This is a genomic window from Flavobacterium gillisiae (assembly GCF_900107635.1).
Classification (GTDB): Bacteria; Bacteroidota; Bacteroidia; order Flavobacteriales; family Flavobacteriaceae; genus Flavobacterium; species Flavobacterium gillisiae.
On sequence record NZ_FNRD01000014.1, the window covers coordinates 128,757 to 146,804 of the forward strand.

Annotated in this window: 13 protein-coding genes, 1 tRNA gene and 1 pseudogene; 7 read left to right on the top strand and 8 right to left on the bottom strand. The window is 35.8% G+C overall.

What is annotated here, in order from left to right; translation table 11 throughout:
• Positions 1–40 precede the first annotated feature (40 nt).
• Complete coding sequence (purL, locus tag BLV35_RS16985; RefSeq protein ID WP_091093025.1) at positions 41–3,694, bottom strand: phosphoribosylformylglycinamidine synthase; 3,654 nt, start codon at positions 3,692–3,694, stop codon at positions 41–43.
• A 211-nt stretch (positions 3,695–3,905) separates the two neighbouring features.
• Positions 3,906–5,420, bottom strand: a complete 1,515-nt coding sequence (locus BLV35_RS16990) for a hypothetical protein (protein ID WP_091093026.1) — start codon at positions 5,418–5,420, stop codon at positions 3,906–3,908.
• A gap of 310 nt (positions 5,421–5,730) precedes the next feature.
• On the opposite strand from BLV35_RS16990, the gene BLV35_RS16995 reads away from it, so the two are divergent.
• The 4 genes from BLV35_RS16995 (at position 5,731) to BLV35_RS17010 (ending at position 8,204) form a co-directional block, all read left to right on the top strand.
• The gene (locus BLV35_RS16995; protein WP_091093027.1) at positions 5,731–6,168 is read left to right on the top strand and encodes a PaaI family thioesterase; all 438 of its coding nucleotides are present in this window, start codon (positions 5,731–5,733) and stop codon (positions 6,166–6,168) included.
• 46 nt (positions 6,169–6,214) lie between these two features.
• A complete protein-coding gene (locus BLV35_RS17000) occupies positions 6,215–7,276 on the top strand; it encodes an isochorismate synthase (RefSeq protein WP_091093028.1) in 1,062 nt (353 codons plus the stop codon).
• Positions 7,277–7,337: 61 nt separating this feature from the next.
• Positions 7,338–8,054, top strand: a complete 717-nt coding sequence (gene bshB1 / locus BLV35_RS17005) for a bacillithiol biosynthesis deacetylase BshB1 (RefSeq protein ID WP_091093031.1) — start codon at positions 7,338–7,340, stop codon at positions 8,052–8,054.
• Positions 8,055–8,128: 74 nt separating this feature from the next.
• Positions 8,129–8,204: transfer RNA gene (locus BLV35_RS17010), tRNA-His, on the top strand.
• 63 nt (positions 8,205–8,267) lie between these two features.
• Here the strand turns inward: BLV35_RS17010 and BLV35_RS17015 are convergent.
• The 5 genes from BLV35_RS17015 to BLV35_RS17035 form a co-directional block, all read right to left on the bottom strand.
• Entirely contained in the window at positions 8,268–9,062 is a 795-nt protein-coding gene (locus tag BLV35_RS17015) for a ferritin-like domain-containing protein (protein ID WP_091093034.1), read from the bottom strand.
• Between the two features lie 17 nt (positions 9,063–9,079).
• Positions 9,080–9,859 carry a ferritin-like domain-containing protein gene (locus tag BLV35_RS17020; protein ID WP_091093036.1) on the bottom strand — a complete coding sequence of 260 codons (780 nt, stop codon included), beginning with the start codon at positions 9,857–9,859 and terminating at the stop codon, positions 9,080–9,082.
• Positions 9,860–10,520: 661 nt separating this feature from the next.
• Positions 10,521–11,537, bottom strand: a complete 1,017-nt coding sequence (locus BLV35_RS17025) for a M28 family metallopeptidase (protein ID WP_091093039.1) — start codon at positions 11,535–11,537, stop codon at positions 10,521–10,523.
• A gap of 224 nt (positions 11,538–11,761) precedes the next feature.
• Entirely contained in the window at positions 11,762–12,535 is a 774-nt protein-coding gene (locus tag BLV35_RS17030; protein WP_091093041.1) for a dienelactone hydrolase family protein, read from the bottom strand.
• A 131-nt stretch (positions 12,536–12,666) separates the two neighbouring features.
• Entirely contained in the window at positions 12,667–13,119 is a 453-nt protein-coding gene (locus tag BLV35_RS17035) for an Lrp/AsnC family transcriptional regulator (protein ID WP_091093044.1), read from the bottom strand.
• A 232-nt stretch (positions 13,120–13,351) separates the two neighbouring features.
• Here BLV35_RS17035 and rocD point away from each other — a divergent pair, with 232 nt between their 5' ends.
• The 3 genes from rocD to cobA all read left to right on the top strand — a co-directional run bounded on the left by rocD (position 13,352) and on the right by cobA (position 16,666).
• Positions 13,352–14,635 carry an ornithine--oxo-acid transaminase gene (gene rocD, locus BLV35_RS17040; RefSeq protein ID WP_091093046.1) on the top strand — a complete coding sequence of 428 codons (1,284 nt, stop codon included), beginning with the start codon at positions 13,352–13,354 and terminating at the stop codon, positions 14,633–14,635.
• 9 nt (positions 14,636–14,644) lie between these two features.
• On the top strand, positions 14,645–15,607 hold the full coding sequence (gene rocF, locus BLV35_RS17045; protein WP_091093048.1) for an arginase: 963 nt from the start codon (positions 14,645–14,647) through the stop codon (positions 15,605–15,607).
• A 255-nt stretch (positions 15,608–15,862) separates the two neighbouring features.
• Positions 15,863–16,666, top strand: a complete 804-nt coding sequence (gene cobA / locus BLV35_RS17050) for a uroporphyrinogen-III C-methyltransferase (protein WP_091093050.1) — start codon at positions 15,863–15,865, stop codon at positions 16,664–16,666.
• Positions 16,667–16,910: 244 nt separating this feature from the next.
• Here the strand turns inward: cobA and BLV35_RS19335 are convergent.
• Positions 16,911–18,048, bottom strand: a pseudogene (locus tag BLV35_RS19335) (P-loop NTPase fold protein); the annotation flags it as partial.

Below are 18,048 nucleotides of genomic sequence, written 5' to 3' on the forward strand. Positions count from 1 at the left end.
TCTCTGTGGAGAACGCTTTTACTATATAAATAACTAAAATTTATTTTTTGTCAATCCATTTTTTGGCATTCACAAAGGCTTCGTGCCAAGGCGAAACTTCATCGTTTCTATCCTTTGGGTAATGTGCCCAGTTCCATTGAAATGTAGAACGCTCAATGTGCGGCATCATTACTAGATGACGTCCAGTTGTATCACATAACATTGCCGTGTTAAAATCAGAACCATTCGGGTTTGCTGGATAACCTTCATAACCGTATTTAGCCACGATATTGTAATTTTCTTCACCCATAGGTAAGTTGAATTTACCTTCTCCATGTGAAACCCAAACTCCTAAAGTGCTTCCTGCTAATGAAGACAACATCACTGATTTGTTATCCTGTACCGTTACCGAAGTAAAGATACTTTCGTGTTTGTGGCTTTCGTTATGCAACATTTTCCCGTGTACTTCGTGCTCTGGATTGATTACTTCCAGTTCCATAAACAACTGACAACCATTACAAATTCCTACTGACAATGTATCTTCACGTTTGAAGAAGTTTTTCAAGGCCGTATTTGCTTTTTCGTTGTATTTAAAAGCTCCTGCCCAACCTTTAGCAGAACCCAATACATCTGAGTTAGAGAAACCTCCCACAGCTCCAATGAATTGAATGTCTTCTAATGTCTCACGACCTGAAATCAAATCGGTCATGTGAACGTCTTTTACATCAAAACCGGCTAAGTACATAGCGTTTGCCATTTCACGTTCCGAGTTACTTCCTTTTTCACGGATAATAGCCGCTTTTGGACGTGGTTTCGAAGCATCGATTACTGGTTTCTTTCCTGTGAAATGTGTTAGGAAAGTATAGTTTAATGCTTGGTTTTTGTAATTATCAAAACGTGCTTGCGCCGTTCCGTTTTTAGATTGTTTTTGGTCTAATAAAAACGAAGTTTTAAACCAAATGTCTCTGTATTTAGCGATGTCTAATTTGCAAGGACCAAAGTCTAAAGTAGCTTCGGTAGTTACCGTCCCCATTTTGTAGAAAGCGATATTGTTTGCGTTTAGTTTGCTTTCTAATGCTGTATCGTCTTTGGCTTGGAACACGATTCCGATGTTCTCAGCAAATAAATATTTGATGATGTCTTTCTCTTCAAAAACAGAGAAATCTATTTTAGCACCTAAATTATTGTCAGCGAAACACATTTCCAATAGGGTAGTGATCAAACCACCACTTCCGATGTCGTGTCCTGCAAGTATATTGTCTTCCAATATTAATTCCTGAACGGTATTGAAGGCTCTTTTGAAGAAAGCTGAGTCTTTAATTGTTGGTGCGTCTTTCCCAATCGTGTTCAACGTTTGTGCAAGCGAAGAACCACCTAGTTTGTATTCATCTTGTGATAAATTGATATAATAAATAGATCCACCGTTTCTTTGCAGTACAGGTTCTACTACTTTTTTAACATCAGTACAATTTCCTCCTGCGGTAATAATAACCGTTCCCGGAGCAATTACTTCTTCATTTGGATATTTTTGTTTCATCGAAAGGGAGTCTTTTCCTGTTGGAATATTGATCCCTAATTCGATTGCAAAATTCGAACAACTTTCTACGGCTGCGTACAAACGAGCATCTTCTCCTTCGTTTTTACAAGCCCACATCCAGTTGGCCGAAAGTGAAATTCCGTCCAAGCCGTCTTTGATAGGAGCCCAAACGATATTTGACAATGCCTCAGCGATAGCGGTTCTACTTCCTGCAACAGGATCAAGTAAAGCGGCTACAGGCGAATGCCCGATAGAAGTGGCAATTCCTTCTTTTCCGTTGTAATCCAAAGCCATTACACCACAGTTATTTAACGGTAATTGCAACGGTCCAGCACATTGTTGTTTGGCAACTTTACCACCCACACAACGGTCTACTTTGTTTGTTAACCAGTCTTTACAAGCCACAGCTTCTAGTTGAAGCACTTGTTCAAGATAAGTTGATATGTTTCTTACACTGTATTCTAAATCAGCATAATTTCTGTCGATTGTTGAATCGGTCATAACCACTTTTGGCGAACTTCCAAAAAAGTCTTCCAAAGCAAAATCCATTGGTTTAGCACCTGTAGTTTTTGATTCGAATGTAAAACGATGGTCTCCGGTCACGTCACCTACTTGGTACATAGGAGCGCGCTCTCTATCGGCAATTTTTTGTAAGGTGTCAATGTCTTTCTGACCAATAACTAATCCCATTCTTTCTTGAGACTCGTTACCGATGATTTCTTTTGCCGAAAGGGTAGGGTCGCCCACAGGCAATTTGTCCAAGTCAATCAAACCTCCAGTATCTTCCACTAATTCTGACAGACAGTTTAAGTGTCCTCCAGCACCGTGATCATGGATAGATACGATTGGGTTTTCATTGCTTTCTACCAATCCACGAATGGCATTGGCAACTCTTTTTTGCATTTCTGGATTCGAACGTTGGATTGCGTTTAACTCGATACCAGAACTAAAAGCGCCGGTGTCTGCAGAAGAAACCGCAGCTCCACCCATTCCGATTCTATAATTTTCACCACCTAGGATAACGATTTTGTCTCCTGTTTGTGGTGTTTTTTTGATTGCTTGCTCTAGTTTTCCGTAACCAATTCCACCCGCTTGCATAATCACTTTGTCGAAACCTAATTTACGGGCGTCTTCTTCATGTTCGAAAGTCAGAACAGAACCTGTAATAAGCGGTTGTCCGAATTTGTTTCCAAAATCAGAAGCTCCGTTTGAGGCTTTGATTAAAATATCCATTGGAGTTTGGTACAACCATTTTCTCTCGGCCATTCCGTTTTCCCATGGTCTGTTTTCTTCTAGACGAGAGTACGAAGTCATATAAACTGCCGTTCCTGCCATAGGTAATGAACCTTGTCCTCCTGCTAAACGGTCGCGGATTTCTCCACCTGAACCCGTTGCAGCTCCATTGAAAGGCTCTACAGTGGTTGGAAAATTATGTGTTTCTGCTTTTAAGGAAATAACCGAATCAAATTCTGTTACTTGATAAAAATCAGGTTTGTCTGCGCTTTTTGGAGCAAATTGCTCTACACGAGGCCCTTTTACAAAAGCCACATTGTCTTTATATGCCGAAACGATGTCGTTAGGATTTTCTAACGATGTTTTCTTAATCATTTTGAATAAAGAAGATTCTTTTTCTACACCATCAATAACAAATTTTCCGTTGAAAATCTTGTGACGACAGTGCTCTGAATTGGCTTGTGAGAAACCAAATATTTCAGAGTCAGTTAGTTTTCTACCTATTTTAAAAGCTAAGTTATCAAGGTATTCTACTTCTTCTGGACTTAAAGACAATCCTTCTTGTTTGTTGTATGCTGCAATATCATCAATATCTAAAATGGCTTCTGGTGCGATATCGATGGTGAAAATAGTTTGATTTAACTCGGAATATTTTTGCGAAAGCATTGGGTCAAAATCGGCAGAATCAGCTGTAGCATACTGAAACTCCTCAATTCTAATAATCCCTGAAATAGCCATATTTTGGGTGATTTCAACGGCATTAGTACTCCAAGGAGTTACCATTGCGGCGCGGGGACCAACAAAAAAATCCGTCAGTACGGATTTTTCGATTTTATTTGAGTCGGCAAAAAGCCAGTTTAATTTTGAAATGTCTTGAGCTGAAATTTCGCCTTGCGTTTGTACTGCAAAAATTGCTTTGCTTTGGTTTTCAAAGAAATGGATCATTGTTGTGTAGTTTGTTGTATTACGGTGCAAATTTAGTCTAAAAAAACAGTAAGAACAAGTGTAAAAAACGACTTTTTAAAGAAGGTCTAATTTAGACAGAATGATCAGAATATGAATATTCGGCATTCGAAATTCTACACTCTAAATGTAAAAAAAACAATAAGGTCGAATGTTCAATTTAGAATATTGAATAACGAAGTTTTAGCTACTATTATTTTGGGAATGGTTTATTTTGATACGCACCTAAATCAGGGGGTGTAGTTCGAGTGTTTCCTAGAATATCTAATGGAATCGAATAGGCCGTATTCCCTTTTGCGAAAGCAGCAGAAGTTGCATCAATATTCAGTTTATTCAAGTTGATATTGTAGAATTTCGGACTCAGATTTAAAATAATTGCTGAATAATGAGCGGGATCAGTTGCAAATTGATAATCTGGATTTGTGGTTGTAGCATCATATTTTATCAAGCAATTGTTGAATTGATAGGCAAATGTGGCCGTTGTTTTTTTTGATAAGCTCAATTCATTCGAATACGAACCATAAATAATACAATTATTAAAAGTAGCTTGCGTTAGGTCTTTCACTTCGGGAACGGCAGCTGTAATAAAATTGTCTATGGAAACGGCAACTTGCGACGAACTGTTCCAGTTATTATTGAATGTGGAATGACTGAATTTATAGTTTCCGCCGTAAGAACAGGATAGACTAGCTAGTCCAGCAGAATTAATCACTATGTTTTCTCCATTGATTTTTGCAGTTTGTGCTAAGATCCCATAATTGGAAGAATCGTAAATTTGGGTATTTTTAATGGACACCGTAGTTCCGTCATTGTTTTGAATTAATAAACCAATAGTGGCATTTTTTATAGTTAAATGATTTATGATATTATTTGTGCTGCCATTTGTAAGCCAGATTGTTCCCCATTGTCCGGGAACATCAGCATATTCAGGTTCGAGGCGGTCGCCTTCAAAAACAACTTCATTTTCAGAGAGCGCTGAATTTGATTTGGATCCATTGATATTTATGGAGGCATTATTGCTCACGATAAGTCCGGAGTTTGCATGGAAATGAACACGAGATCCTGAATTAAAAACAACTTTTTTTCCTGTGGGAACTGCAGCGTAACCGTATATAACATACGGCTTTTGGTTAGTGAATACGAGTTCGTTTCCATTTACGGGATCATTTTCATCCAGATAAAAGCCATATATTTTTTCGTCAGCTAGCGGCAGTGTTTCGGTAGTACCATCTGCAAAACGTTTTGGATATAAGAAAACGGCATCTTGGATAAGCGTCACTAATTCTACCTTTTGTAAATTTGTTCCGGCGTCAAATTCAATTTGGTCGGTATAGAGGAAGTCTGATGGGCTAGCATCGGTAATGTTGGCAGTCGTTTCTATAAAAATATATAGGCTGTCCTTAGCAAGTAGGTCTACGTTTTTAAACGATTTCCCTTCGCTTCCTTGCATTCCGTCCACGGTCATGCGGTATTTAGAATTTAGTCCTTTTGCCAGTTTTATCGTGGGAATAGTAATGTCATTTTTACTTTTATTGTACACTTTTAGTCGGTACGTACTGGAGCCTATATTGGTAAAAACGGTGTCTAGATAAATTGTGTCCTTTGAAAAAGTTAAATCTCCTGTACTTGCAACCGTTTCAAAATCAGAACGGCAAGAGCAAACTAACAACAGAAATCCAATAAGAAACAATAGAGAGTAAGGACGCATTTCGTTTGATTTTGTGTAAAAATAGCAAAAAACTCATTTGAATGGTACTGAATTTTAGATTAGAATATGTAATGTGACGTTATTTAGTGGGTACAGAAAAGCGTTTTCGTGATTATAGATGAAGAAAAACAAAACGATTACATTATCAAAGTTTACTTTTTTTAATAGTTTTAAAAAAAAGATTGTTCCTGATTTTAAGAATAATTACTTGATTTATGTTTTGAACAGATGCTAATTCTATGCTAAAGATTGTTTTTAGTATTTTGTTTCTCGTCTTTTGTCTAAATTTACATTCTATAAAATAAAATTCATGACATTCGATAAAGAAAAAATACTGGAATACTGTAATCGTATTTCCAAAAACACTTTAATGGAAACCTTAAATATTGAGTATGTTGATGCTGGAGAAGATTTTTTGACAGCAACAATGCCAGTGAATCCAACTGTTCACCAACCTATGGGGCTTTTGCACGGCGGTGCCTCGGTGGCCTTGGCAGAAAGTGTCGGTAGTGCGGCTTCATTTTTATTTATCAATCCAGAGCTTAGTGAAGTGCGCGGAATTGAGATTTCGGCAAATCATTTAAAGGCAAAACGCAACGGGATAGTGACTGCGACAGCAAAGATTATTCATAAAGGTAGAAGCATTCATCTTTGGGAAATACGCATTACCGATGAAAATGACAGTCTCATTTCACTATGCAAATTGACCAATATGGTTTTGCCTAAAAGAACGATAAAACAAGAATAAGGGGGCTTTTATATTAATTAAACTTCGGTTTATAATAAAGTAAATTATGATTGATTTTTTTATCAAAGTAAAACAACAAGAATCGCAGAACTTACCTTTTGTACTCTACAAAAAGCCAGATAATATTAAAGTGGTTGGGTATTTTCAGAAAAATGACCACTTATATTTTGCTGAAAATTTTGAGGAAGCTGGTTTTGTTTTTGCTCCTTTTGTAGGCAGCCAAATGATATTGATTCCTTTTGAACAGTCAGTAAAATGGAGTGCATTGATAACTTCTGGTGAAGAAACTCCTGATTCTGAATTTACTCAATTAGAAAATAAACAAAGTCAGGAACATTTTGAATCTTTGGTGCAAAAAGGAATTGACGCTATAGGCGAGGGTGTTTTTAAAAAGGTTGTGGTTTCCAGGAAAGAAACTATCGATCTGGCTAATTTTGATTTGGTTTCAGTCTTTGAAAAATTGATTCAAAGCTACCCAAATGCTTTTTGTTATTGTTGGTTTCACCCAAAAATAGGTTTGTGGATGGGCGCTACGCCGGAACGATTGCTTAAAGCTGATGATAAGAAGTTTTCTACTATGGCATTAGCGGGAACACAAAAAAGCCAGGGTTTAGCCGAAGCAATTTGGGAGAAAAAGGAAATGGAAGAACAACAGTTCGTCACCGACTTCATTTTAAATAATTTAAAAGACCTGACTTCAGAAGTAGCGATATCAAGTCCTTATGCTTTAAAAGCGGGTGCTTTATTACACATTAAAACAGATATTGAAGGTGTATTAAGCGATAATTCCAATTTGAAGCAGGTGATTTCTGTTTTGCATCCTACGCCTGCGGTTTGTGGTTTACCTAAACAGGAAGCAAAGGATTTTATTTTGGAAAATGAAGGATATGATAGAGAGTATTACACCGGTTTTCTTGGAGAATTAAATAAAGAAGCATTTAATAAAGAGACTTTAAAATCTGATTTGTATGTCAATTTAAGATGCATGAAAATCAAGGACAAGCAGGCACATTTATATATGGGTTGTGGTATCACAAAAGATAGTAATCCAGGAAAAGAGTGGAAGGAGAGCGTCAACAAATCCATGACAATGAAGCGGGTGTTGTAAGAAGAGAACTGGTTAGAGAAAAAAGAAAATAAGTAAGAAAAAGATACAAATAAATATAAAAATGAAATTAGACATATTAGCTTTCGGGGCCCATCCAGATGATGTGGAATTGGGATGTTCGGGAACCATTTTAAAAGAAATATCCTTAGGGAAGACCGTTGGTATTATTGATTTGACTCGAGGGGAATTAGGGACTCGAGGCTCAGCCGAAATTAGAGATCAGGAAGCAAATGCTGCCGCAAAAATTCTCGGGGTTTCTGTTAGAGAAAATTTGGAGATGCGAGACGGTTTTTTTGTTAATGACGAAAAACACCAACTTGAAATTATAAAAATAATCAGGAAGTACCGACCGGATATTGTGTTATGTAATGCTATTGACGATCGTCATATTGATCACGAAAAAGGGAGTAAATTAGTTTCTAACGCTTGTTTTTTATCTGGATTGAGGAAGATAGAAACAGAACTAGACGGAGAGCTGCAGTTAGCATGGAGGCCTAAAGCCGTTTATCATTACATTCAATGGAAAAACATTGAACCTGATTTTGTCGTAGATATTACAGGATTTACAGCTGCTAAAATAGAATCGATATTAGCTTATGGTTCTCAGTTTTATGACAAGGATTCTAAAGAACCCGAGTCGCCAATTACCTCTAAAAACTTCTTAGAAAGCGTGAATTACCGCTCGCAGGACCTAGGTAGACTTGCAGGAGTAGATTTTGCGGAAGGTTTTACGGTAGAAAGATATTTGGCAGTCAATAGTTTAGGAGATTTGCTCTAAATTTCCTGATTTTTTTGAAAAAATTATTTGCAAAAGTGAACTTATGTTGTATCTTTGCCACCGCTAAGCATTATGGTGGTTGTAGCTCAGTTGGTTAGAGCATCGGTTTGTGGTACCGAGGGTCGCGGGTTCGAGCCCCGTCTTCCACCCAAAAGGCAAAAGCCTCTCAGAAATGAGAGGCTTTTTTTGTGCGTTTAATTTTGAGTATTATTCTTATACGATAAACAAGCTTGCAATCGCAACAGCTTCGGGTCCTGTTAACGGTTCGTCATACGCTTCAGAACCAGCTGCAGCTCCAAATAGAAAAGCGGTATCATAACCTGCTTGAGAGGTAACTTCTTCTCCATTGTACACCGCCTGTGTTGCTACGGGCATACCTGCACCTCTTTCACTACCTGTTATCCATCCTTTAAGGCCTCGAAGCCTTCTTACTTCTGATGCATGTCTAGCCTCAACAGAATGGATTCGTAATGCTGCAGTAAGTAAATCAGGTGTTGAAATTAGATTAGCGGCTTGTCCTTTGTATGCTCGTACTCCTGTATCTTCAAATGCTTGGGCAAGAGCTAGAAATTGAGCATAATTATTAAAGGGATCGAAAACACCACCCACAGTAAAGTCAAATGTTGGTTTAGAGATAGAATTAGCGCCAAGACCGTTTTGTAAAAAAGTTACATGATCTGATTCGTGTGCAGCGATCTGCATAAACACTTTTTCTTCTCGTCCTCCTGCTGGTATTACTCCTGAATCTAAACCTAATTGGTAAAACTCATCTTCCAAATATTCTAATGTAAGTGCTAATTGCAATGCAGCAATAGGGTTTCCTGATGTACTATCTTTTACAGCTGCGGTAGCTTTTGTTGATGTTAACGCGGCAATTCCAAACGGGATTGCTGTTAATGCTGCATTTTTTCCTACCAGACCCACTTGACTAAAAATATCTCTTCGAGAGCCTTTAACGTTCATCATATTCTCTGTGGTGAACGATTCTATAAATTTTAAAATATTCATAATGTTAAGGTTTAAGGTTATGGTAAGTATTTTGCGGTAAAAGGAGTAGTGATAAAAGTAGCTGCGATTAAAGCTACCTCCGATGGATTTTTACTCACATCAAGACCTGTAGTCATATCTATCACATCATCCCCAGCAAAATCAGCTGAGTTAGGATTAATTAAGCTTCTAATGGCTGAAGCGTGTCTCGCTTCGACAGATACTATTTTTCCTGCTAATAATAAATAATCGGGATTGGATAGTAATCTACCAGCACCATTGTAAGCAGCAACTCCAGTGTCTTCTAGTGCTTTTGCAGTTGCTAAAACCTGATCTCTATTATTGAAATTTAAATTACCATAAGCAAATGAAAGGTCTGGCAACAATTGATGTTTCGGGTTTGGTAAGCCGGAAGTCAATGCAGTTTTGAAAAATTCACGATGAATCACTTCATGGTGATACAGATCGGTTAGCACTTCTTTTTCGATATCATTAAAAGTAGAAGAAAAACCTGAAGCATTTACTACTTTAGTATAAAAGTCGGCTTCCAGTTGTTCTAATGCATAAGCGTAGGTCAATACGCCAAAATCATTTCCTCCTAGATCAAAGATGCCGTTTTTAACACCGGGGAAATGTCCATTATTTCCCATTTTAGCTGTGTTGTTAAAAGAACCATTTAGCTCTGTTTTTTCATCATAACTGCATCCAGCCAGAAATAGTCCTGTTCCGGCTACTGCCATTCCACTTAATTTAAGAAACTCACGTCGGCCTTTGAGGGACGAGGAGCTCACTTCATGAATTTTTACTTCATTTTTCATAATTAAACAATTAAAAGTTAAAAATAATCAGTAACCATTATTTAATTAAGGATATGGGAGGTTTGGGGAGCTATTTAATAATTTATTTTTTGTTGGGGCCGCAATTTATAATGCAGCGGTTAGTATATAGTTTCATTTAGGAGAAAACGTAAATCATGCAAGTTTGGGGATGTGACAGTGAATCAATTTCTTTCTAATTCTTAAATACGAGGGGGAATTGTACTTATATTTCTAAAGATCATTTGAAATTCAAAACCAATCAAATTTACATGATATTTTTTATAAATCGAAGCTATTAATGAAACTTAATATTCTGTTTAACAACTATTTAACAAATTGTTTATTGGTTCTATTAAAAATGTAATTTTTGTATTACTTTTTTATTTTCACTTTCGATTTTGGTAAGTACTTCTTGTAATCTAATCTTATTGTAAAAGTTTATTATGGTTAGGAGAATAAATAATCTTATAATCGACTTTTATTCATCATAATGAATAATATATTTATAAAACGGGTATGGTATAATTTTGTTGAATTGCAAATGAAGTGTGTGAAAAGGGATTAAAATAAAAAGAGCTTTGAAGTAATTCAAAGCTCTTTTTATTTTGCATCAGGAACTAGTCCTCTGCAACGATACGGGAAGCGCGGAGCTGCCCAAATTTTATTTTTTATCTACAACAGGTCTGTTTTCTCGATTAGCTAATTCCCAAGCCATAGTAAAAGCCAGTTGGGCTCTCTTTGCCAATGCATCGTATTCGATTTTATCAGGTGTATCTGTTTTTTTATGGTAATCAGCATGAACACCATTAAATATAAAAACAGAAGGAACTCCATGCTTTGCAAAGTTATAATGATCAGAACGCTCATAAAAGTGATTAGGGTCAGCTAGGTCATTGTATTTATAGTCCAGCTCCATTTGAACGTATTTTTTATTTGCATCTGTAGTGATGTTGTCTAAATCAGTTGACAGACGGTCTGCACCGATAACGTACACGTAGTTATTTGAATTAGCATGTGCTTCGTCGCGACGACCTATCATATCGATATTGATATCGGTAATGGTATTCTCCATAGGGAATAAAGGATTTGCCGAATAATAGCTAGAACCTAATAAACCGTGCTCTTCGCCTGTTACATGTAAAAACAGAATAGAACGTTTAGGGCCGTGTCCTTCTTTTTTTGCTTTTTGGAATGCTTCGGCAATTTCAAGTAATGCAACGGTTCCAGAACCATCGTCATCAGCGCCATTATAGACATCGCCATTTTTTACTCCCACATGATCGTAATGTGCAGATATGACCAAGATTTCGTTAGGCTTCTCTGAACCTTCAATAAAGGCCCAAATGTTCTCAGAATCGGGTAGGTTCTCATTTCGCTTAGCGTTTAAAAATGCAGCAGGGACTTTTTGGTAAAAGCTGCTAGCTGCTTTAGGGAAAGAAATGCCATTTTTTTTATATTGATTGATAAGGTAAGTTCCTGCTCTTTTTTGTCCTGCAGAACCAGTTTCCCGGCCTTCCATTCCGTCTGCTGCCACAATGTAAAGATGTGTTTTTAGCTCGTTAGCAGTAATCGTATTCATATATTTTGTAGGATCAGAATTATCAGCTGATTCCGTAATTTTTGTACTACTACAGGATAGTGTAGTGGCTAGCACAAATAAGGCAATAATTTTTTTCATTTAGAGGTTCTTTTAGATTGATGACAGTGTAAAATGCAAATAGTGTACAATTTGTTAAAACTATATAGTCTATTATTGATCCTAAAGGCATGTTGTGGTCAAATTTCCCAGTTTTAATTAAAGGTTTTTTAAGGTTTTCCAAAAAGTATTTTCAATAAAATCCTCTTCGAGTATAGCATTAGTACAAATTGAGCTCTAATAGTTACATGCTTTGGGATACTATATTATTTTTTTAAAACCTCATTCAGGAAAATTTTCAAATGTTCGAATGAACGTCTTGCCGCAATGGCATTATAAGCTGCCCCTTTTGAATTATCATTTCCATATTCCGGATTGGTAAAACCGTGAACTGCATTTGCATAATAAATCATTTGCCAATCCGCTTTTGTGTCACGCATTTCCTGTTGAAATGCTGTAATTTCTGCTGCAGATACATAAGGATCGTCAGCTCCATGACAAACTAAAACTTTAGTGGTGATTTCTTCAGTAGGTCTTGTTTTGTCTCTACCTAAGCCACCATGAAAGGAAACTACTCCTTTTACATTTAGATGCCCACGAGCGGCTTCAAGTACTCCTGTTCCGCCAAAGCAATATCCAATAACTACAATATTATCTGGATTAGCACCAGCCTTAATCAATTGTTCCAAGGCTAATGAAATTCTTGTTTGATATTCCTTATAATTCGTTTTATAATAACCAGATTTTTGACCCGCTTCTGCATTATCTTTTGGATAATTTCCCTCTCCGTAAATATCTGCTATGAAAGCGTGATACCCCAAATTTGCTAATTCTCCTGCAATATCCTTTGACGCTTTGTCAATTCCATGCCAAGCTGGAAGAATCAAAATCCCAGGTTTTTGAGCGCTTTTCTTTGTAGGTTTAATTTTAAAACCGTTTAAAATCTTGCTTCCGTCATTATAAGCAACTGCTTTTAGTTGGCCAAAAGAGGCGTTTGAGTAGATAAGTACTCCTAAAATAAAATATTTTAAATTTTTCATCGTGTGTTATTTGTTTATACAAATATCAGAAATAAAAATAAAAATTTAGCGCAACACTATAGAATATATTTATTGCGGTATTTCTTTATTTTAGAAAAGAAGTAAATCCCAACTGTTTTAGCTATACGATATTACAACGAAATATTCCTCTTAAAAGCACAACCCAATTCAATCATCGAATCTGTTTTAGCAATTCCTTGAATGGTGTCAATTTTTTCGTAGAGCAATTTTCTCATGTGTTCGTGATCGCGTGCAATCATTTTTATATATAAGGTATAAGAGCCGGTGATGTAATAACACTCTGTCACCTCAGGTATTTTTTTAAGTTCATCTATAATCCTGCTTGAATCTTCATCTTTATTCAGTGTAATTCCGGTGAAAGCACCCCAGTCGTAGCCGATTTTTTTTTCGTTGATTATGGGTTTTATTCCTGTAATGATTCCTTGCTCCATCATGCGATTGATTCGCTGGTGAACCATAGTATTAGATATTTTTAATGTCGCAGCAATTGCAGAGTACGCCATACGACCATCTTTTTCTAATTCCTTAATAATATTAATATCGAATTCATCTAGTATGTCCATGAAATTTATTTTAAATTAAAATGCGTAACTTTATTAGCTATAAAAGTAATTGTTTTTTTTCTTTTACCGTTATAAACGCAAGTATATTTTATAAAATATGACTTTTTAAAACACGTTTATTAAGATAATTGACTTTTTAATATAAAAAATAAGTCAAAAACATCTATTTTTATTGTGAAAGTAAAAAATATTTGTATTTTTGTATTCTAAGCATTAAAAAAAACAATATATCATGGAACAAACACATCAAGGACTTTCTTCTAAGTCAGAAGCGTTAATAGAAAAAGAAAATAAATATGGAGCCCATAATTATCATCCATTACCGGTAGTTCTTGACAGAGGAGAAGGGGTTTTTGTTTGGGATGTAGATGGTAAAAAATATTATGATTTTTTGTCGGCCTATTCTGCAGTAAATCAAGGTCATTGTCATCCAAAAATTGTTGGAGCAATGGTAAAACAAGCGCAAACATTGACATTAACTTCTCGTGCTTTTCACAATGACCAATTGGGCGTTTTTGAAGAGTATGTGACTAAATATTTTGGTTTTGACAAAGTATTACCAATGAATACAGGTGCTGAAGCTGTTGAAACGGCTTTGAAGATTTGTAGAAAATGGTCTTATGAGGTAAAAGGAATTCCTGAAAACCAAGCACAAATTATCGTTTGTGAAAATAATTTCCATGGAAGAACAACGACTATTATTTCGTTTTCAAATGACGAAAATGCACGTAAAAACTTTGGTCCTTTCACAGAAGGTTTTATCAAAATCCCATATGATGATACAGATGCGTTAGAAGCAGCTTTAAAATCAAGCCCAAATATAGCTGGTTTCTTAGTAGAGCCAATTCAAGGTGAAGCAGGAGTTTATGTTCCTACCGAAGGCTATTTGGCGAAAGCCAAAGCACTTTGTGAAGCGCATAACGTATTGTTCATTGCTGATGAAGTACAAACTGGAATAGCGCGTACTGGTAGATTATTAGCTACTTGTGGAAATTGTTCTTGTACTAAAGGATGTGAAAATACGCCAGAAGTAAAACCAGATATCCTTATTTTAGGAAAAGCAATTTCAGGAGGAGTATATCCAGTTTCTGCCGTATTGGCAAATGATGGAATTATGAATGTAATTAAACCAGGTCAACATGGTTCTACTTTTGGTGGAAACCCAGTAGCTGCGGCTGTTGCTGTTGCGGCTCTTGAAGTAGTTCGTGACGAAAAATTATCAGAAAACGCAGAACGTCTCGGAATAATATTGAGAAAAGGACTAAACGAAATCGCTTCAAGAAATTCATTAATTAGTTTAGTGAGAGGAAAAGGATTGTTGAATGCAATCGTAATCGATTGTGATGAAGAGTCTGATTTAGCTTGGCAAATTTGTTTGAAATTTAGAGACTACGGATTGTTAGCTAAACCAACTCACGGGAATAAAATTAGATTTGCTCCGCCATTAGTAATTACGGAAGCTCAAATTCAAGACTGTCTTGCTATTATTGAAAAAGCACTTAACGATTTCAAATAAAATTTTGTTATGGAACGATTTGTAAAATTAATAAAAAACCGATCAGATATTGGTGCGGGAACGCGCGGATCTGATTTAGGGGTTGATGCTATCGAAATTGCAGCTATCAATAAAAACAGTGATTATTTTAATCGATTTGAGTTTGAAGACGTGAAAACGCACAACGAAAGCATCTACGATAAAAATAGAAACAATTTTGCTAAAAGAATCGAACACGTTGTAGAACAATGCACGCGTGTAAGCTATGCTGTAAAACATAATTTACAAGCTAATTATTTTCCTCTTGTACTTTCAGGTGATCACTCGTCAGCTCTTGGAACGATAAGTGGCATCAAAGCGGTTTATCCAACAAAGTCATTGGGTGTCGTTTGGATTGATGCACATGCCGATTTGCATTCGCCTTACACTTCGCCATCAGGAAACATCCATGGAATGCCTTTGTCAGCAGCTTTGGGAGAAGATAATTTAGACTGTCAAGTCAATGAAATTACTCCCGAAACCTTAAAGCATTGGGAAGACATGAAAAACATTGGTACTCCAGGTACTAAAATACGTCCAGAAAATTTAATTTATTTTGGTGTTCGTGATACGGAAGAGGCAGAGGATAGCCAAATCGAAAAATTAGGTATCAGAAACTATATGGTAGATGAAGTACGCTATAGAGGACTTCAAACCTGTGTTTCTGAAGCATTGACAAAATTATCAAATTGTGATTTAATTTACATTTCGTTTGATGTGGATTCTATGGATTGTGATATGATTTCATACGGTACGGGAACCCCTGTTGCTAAGGGATTTGATCAACATGAGGTAATCGCCATTATCAATCAGATTATTAAGAGTAGAAAGGTAGTTTGTCTCGAAGTGGTAGAGGTAAATCCACTTTTGGATACTAAAGGAAACAAAATGGCAGAAACCGCTTTTGAGGTTTTAGAACAAGTGACTTCCACTATAGTTTTACCTATCGAATAGTAGTTTTTACTTTTCATTTTAAATATAAAATCCCAAAATCTACTAGTTAGATTTTGGGATTTCGTTTTTATGAGATTATCATATTCGATGCGGTCTGATTCCTATTTCAATAATTAAAAAGGCAAAAATCAATCATAATTGAATTCGGATGCAATAGGGTTAAAATTTTCGTCTAGTATATAGTAATTACTTATATTTGTTTAAGTATTTATACTTAGTTTTTTGATTTTACTAATGCAGTTTATTCTTTATAATATGAAAAATTTAAAGACACCAAAGTTAACCATTGTAGGCGCAGGGCCAGGAGACGTAGATTTGATTACCATAAAAGCGGTAAAAGCATTGCAAAGTGCTGATGTGGTATTGTATGACGCCTTAGTGAATGAGGAATTGCTAAAATATGCCCCAAATGCGGAGCTTGTCTTTGTAGGCAAGCGTTTTGGTTGTCATGCGTACAGTCAGGATCAAATTAATGAACTGATTGTGGTCATGGCCAAAAAACACGGGCATGTCGTGCGTTTAAAAGGCGGTGATCCGTTTGTTTTTGGTAGAGGAAGCGAAGAGATAGAATACGCACAACAATTTGGTTTAGAAACCGCCATTGTTCCCGGAATTTCGTCAGCATTAGGTGTGCCCGCTGCAAACGGAATTAGTTTAACCCAACGTAGCATTTCCGAGAGTTTCTGGGTGATAACCGGTACTACATCGGATCATAAGTTATCCAAAGATGTGAGCTTGGCGTCACAATCATCAGCAACCGTGGTTATCTTGATGGGAATGCACAAACTAGATGAAATAGTCGCTTTGTATCAAGAAAATAGAACTGATGATCTGCCTATTGCCATCATTCAAAACGGAACTACTACCAAAGAGAAAAAAGTCATAGGAACCATCAGTTCCATCGCAGCATTGGTAAAAGACCAACAAATAGCCTCTCCCGCTATTATTGTGATTGGAGAGGTGGTTAGAAACACTTCAAAACTAACCGCTTACTTTCAAGAAGAAAATCAGGAAGACGAATTTATTTTTCAAAATCTAGATTTCAGCAGTATTATTTAATATTATTTTCAGGAGCTAATCCCGTTATCCGTTACAACCCATTTGGTCTCAAACCCTTTTCCTAGGCACTGGCAGGAGCTTCCTGCGGTCGCTCTGCCACTACCTACAAAAGTGGTTTTCGACCTGCATTTGGTTTTCACTGCTACCGGGGCTAGGGGAGTTGTGGGGTAATTGGAGCGATTGTGGTTTTCCGTAGATTGGTATTGTGAATTTGATTCTAAAATAAAAAATCTATAGGTAATAACTATTGTTTTACAGCTTTTTTAGTGCTTGTTTGGATATATTTTTTTTCTTCAACAAAATAAAAATTGGTAATAAATATTTTGTACATATTATTTACAAAATTGAAATTGTAACCATTGTTTTCGAATTTGTGTCTCTTACCTTTTATTATTTTTGAATAGGGTTCTCCGAGTAGTTCAATAAAAACGTGTAATTCGGCTTGATCTATTTCTGTAAAATAAATATTGAAAAGTTTGATTTTATCTTCTACTGATAGGCTTTGAGTAAGTAATTCTTTTAATAGGTCTTGACTAATGACTGTTTTTGAGTTTTTAGATAATAAATGACATAACTTTTTAATAACCATTCCACTTTCAAGAAGTATAGAGTCTGGAATATGATTTATTATAGTGATTATCTGTTCATCTTTGAATATTTTAGAATCAATTAATTTTAAAATTATAGCAGAATCAAGTGTGTAATTACCAATATCCTTAATGAAATTATCCTTGTACGTTTCCAATAAAGGTAAAAGTAAATCAGTAAATTTAGTTTCTACTACGGTGTAATTTTCGAGGCTTAATTTTAAAATACTGTTTTCAATTAAAACTTTCATTTTTTCACTTGAAACAATATCAAAACTACTGACATCAGGATAAATATATGGTATCGTTAAATTAGTGATTAACATCTTATATGAAAGTAATGAAATTTTACTTTTAAAAAGTTCAATAATAAATTTTGTAACTAATTTTGATTTTACTTCATCAAAATCTTTATTTATACTTTTTTTACTTAACACAGTGTAATTACTTTCCATATTCAAGTAATCAATTATTATATTGTCAAATTCATTCTTCTCTTTGAAGTAATATAACAAGTTATCCCAAGAAATATCAATTTTGTCTTTTTGAAGTAAGGTAGTCCATAATTCAGTATGTGAAATTCTTGAAATATCGTTTATTGATGTTTGGTTTTTATTAATAATCTCAATCGTTAATTCTGGACCAAAATCCTCATAATTATTATTCAGTAAATCAATTATAATTTCTTCGGACTCATCGCTGGATATCTCGGTTCGATTTGTGCCACTGATTTCGGTTAGACCGTGCCACCCATTTCGGTCAATTTGTGCCACTATTCCGGTTCGATTTGTGCCA

What these genes read in the sequence shown, in the direction of transcription:
- purL (WP_091093025.1), bottom strand. Translation starts at nt 3,694, where the DNA reads ATGATCCATTTCTTTGAAAACCAAAGCAAAGCAATTTTTGCAGTACAA.
- rocF (WP_091093048.1), top strand. Translation starts at nt 14,645, where the DNA reads ATGGAACGATTTGTAAAATTAATAAAAAACCGATCAGATATTGGTGCG.
- BLV35_RS17000 (WP_091093028.1), top strand. Translation starts at nt 6,215, where the DNA reads ATGATTGATTTTTTTATCAAAGTAAAACAACAAGAATCGCAGAACTTA.
- rocD (WP_091093046.1), top strand. Translation starts at nt 13,352, where the DNA reads ATGGAACAAACACATCAAGGACTTTCTTCTAAGTCAGAAGCGTTAATA.
- BLV35_RS17030 (WP_091093041.1), bottom strand. Translation starts at nt 12,535, where the DNA reads ATGAAAAATTTAAAATATTTTATTTTAGGAGTACTTATCTACTCAAAC.
- BLV35_RS17015 (WP_091093034.1), bottom strand. Translation starts at nt 9,062, where the DNA reads ATGAATATTTTAAAATTTATAGAATCGTTCACCACAGAGAATATGATG.
- BLV35_RS17025 (WP_091093039.1), bottom strand. Translation starts at nt 11,537, where the DNA reads ATGAAAAAAATTATTGCCTTATTTGTGCTAGCCACTACACTATCCTGT.
- bshB1 (WP_091093031.1), top strand. Translation starts at nt 7,338, where the DNA reads ATGAAATTAGACATATTAGCTTTCGGGGCCCATCCAGATGATGTGGAA.
- cobA (WP_091093050.1), top strand. Translation starts at nt 15,863, where the DNA reads ATGAAAAATTTAAAGACACCAAAGTTAACCATTGTAGGCGCAGGGCCA.
- BLV35_RS16990 (WP_091093026.1), bottom strand. Translation starts at nt 5,420, where the DNA reads ATGCGTCCTTACTCTCTATTGTTTCTTATTGGATTTCTGTTGTTAGTT.
- BLV35_RS17035 (WP_091093044.1), bottom strand. Translation starts at nt 13,119, where the DNA reads ATGGACATACTAGATGAATTCGATATTAATATTATTAAGGAATTAGAA.
- BLV35_RS17020 (WP_091093036.1), bottom strand. Translation starts at nt 9,859, where the DNA reads ATGAAAAATGAAGTAAAAATTCATGAAGTGAGCTCCTCGTCCCTCAAA.
- BLV35_RS16995 (WP_091093027.1), top strand. Translation starts at nt 5,731, where the DNA reads ATGACATTCGATAAAGAAAAAATACTGGAATACTGTAATCGTATTTCC.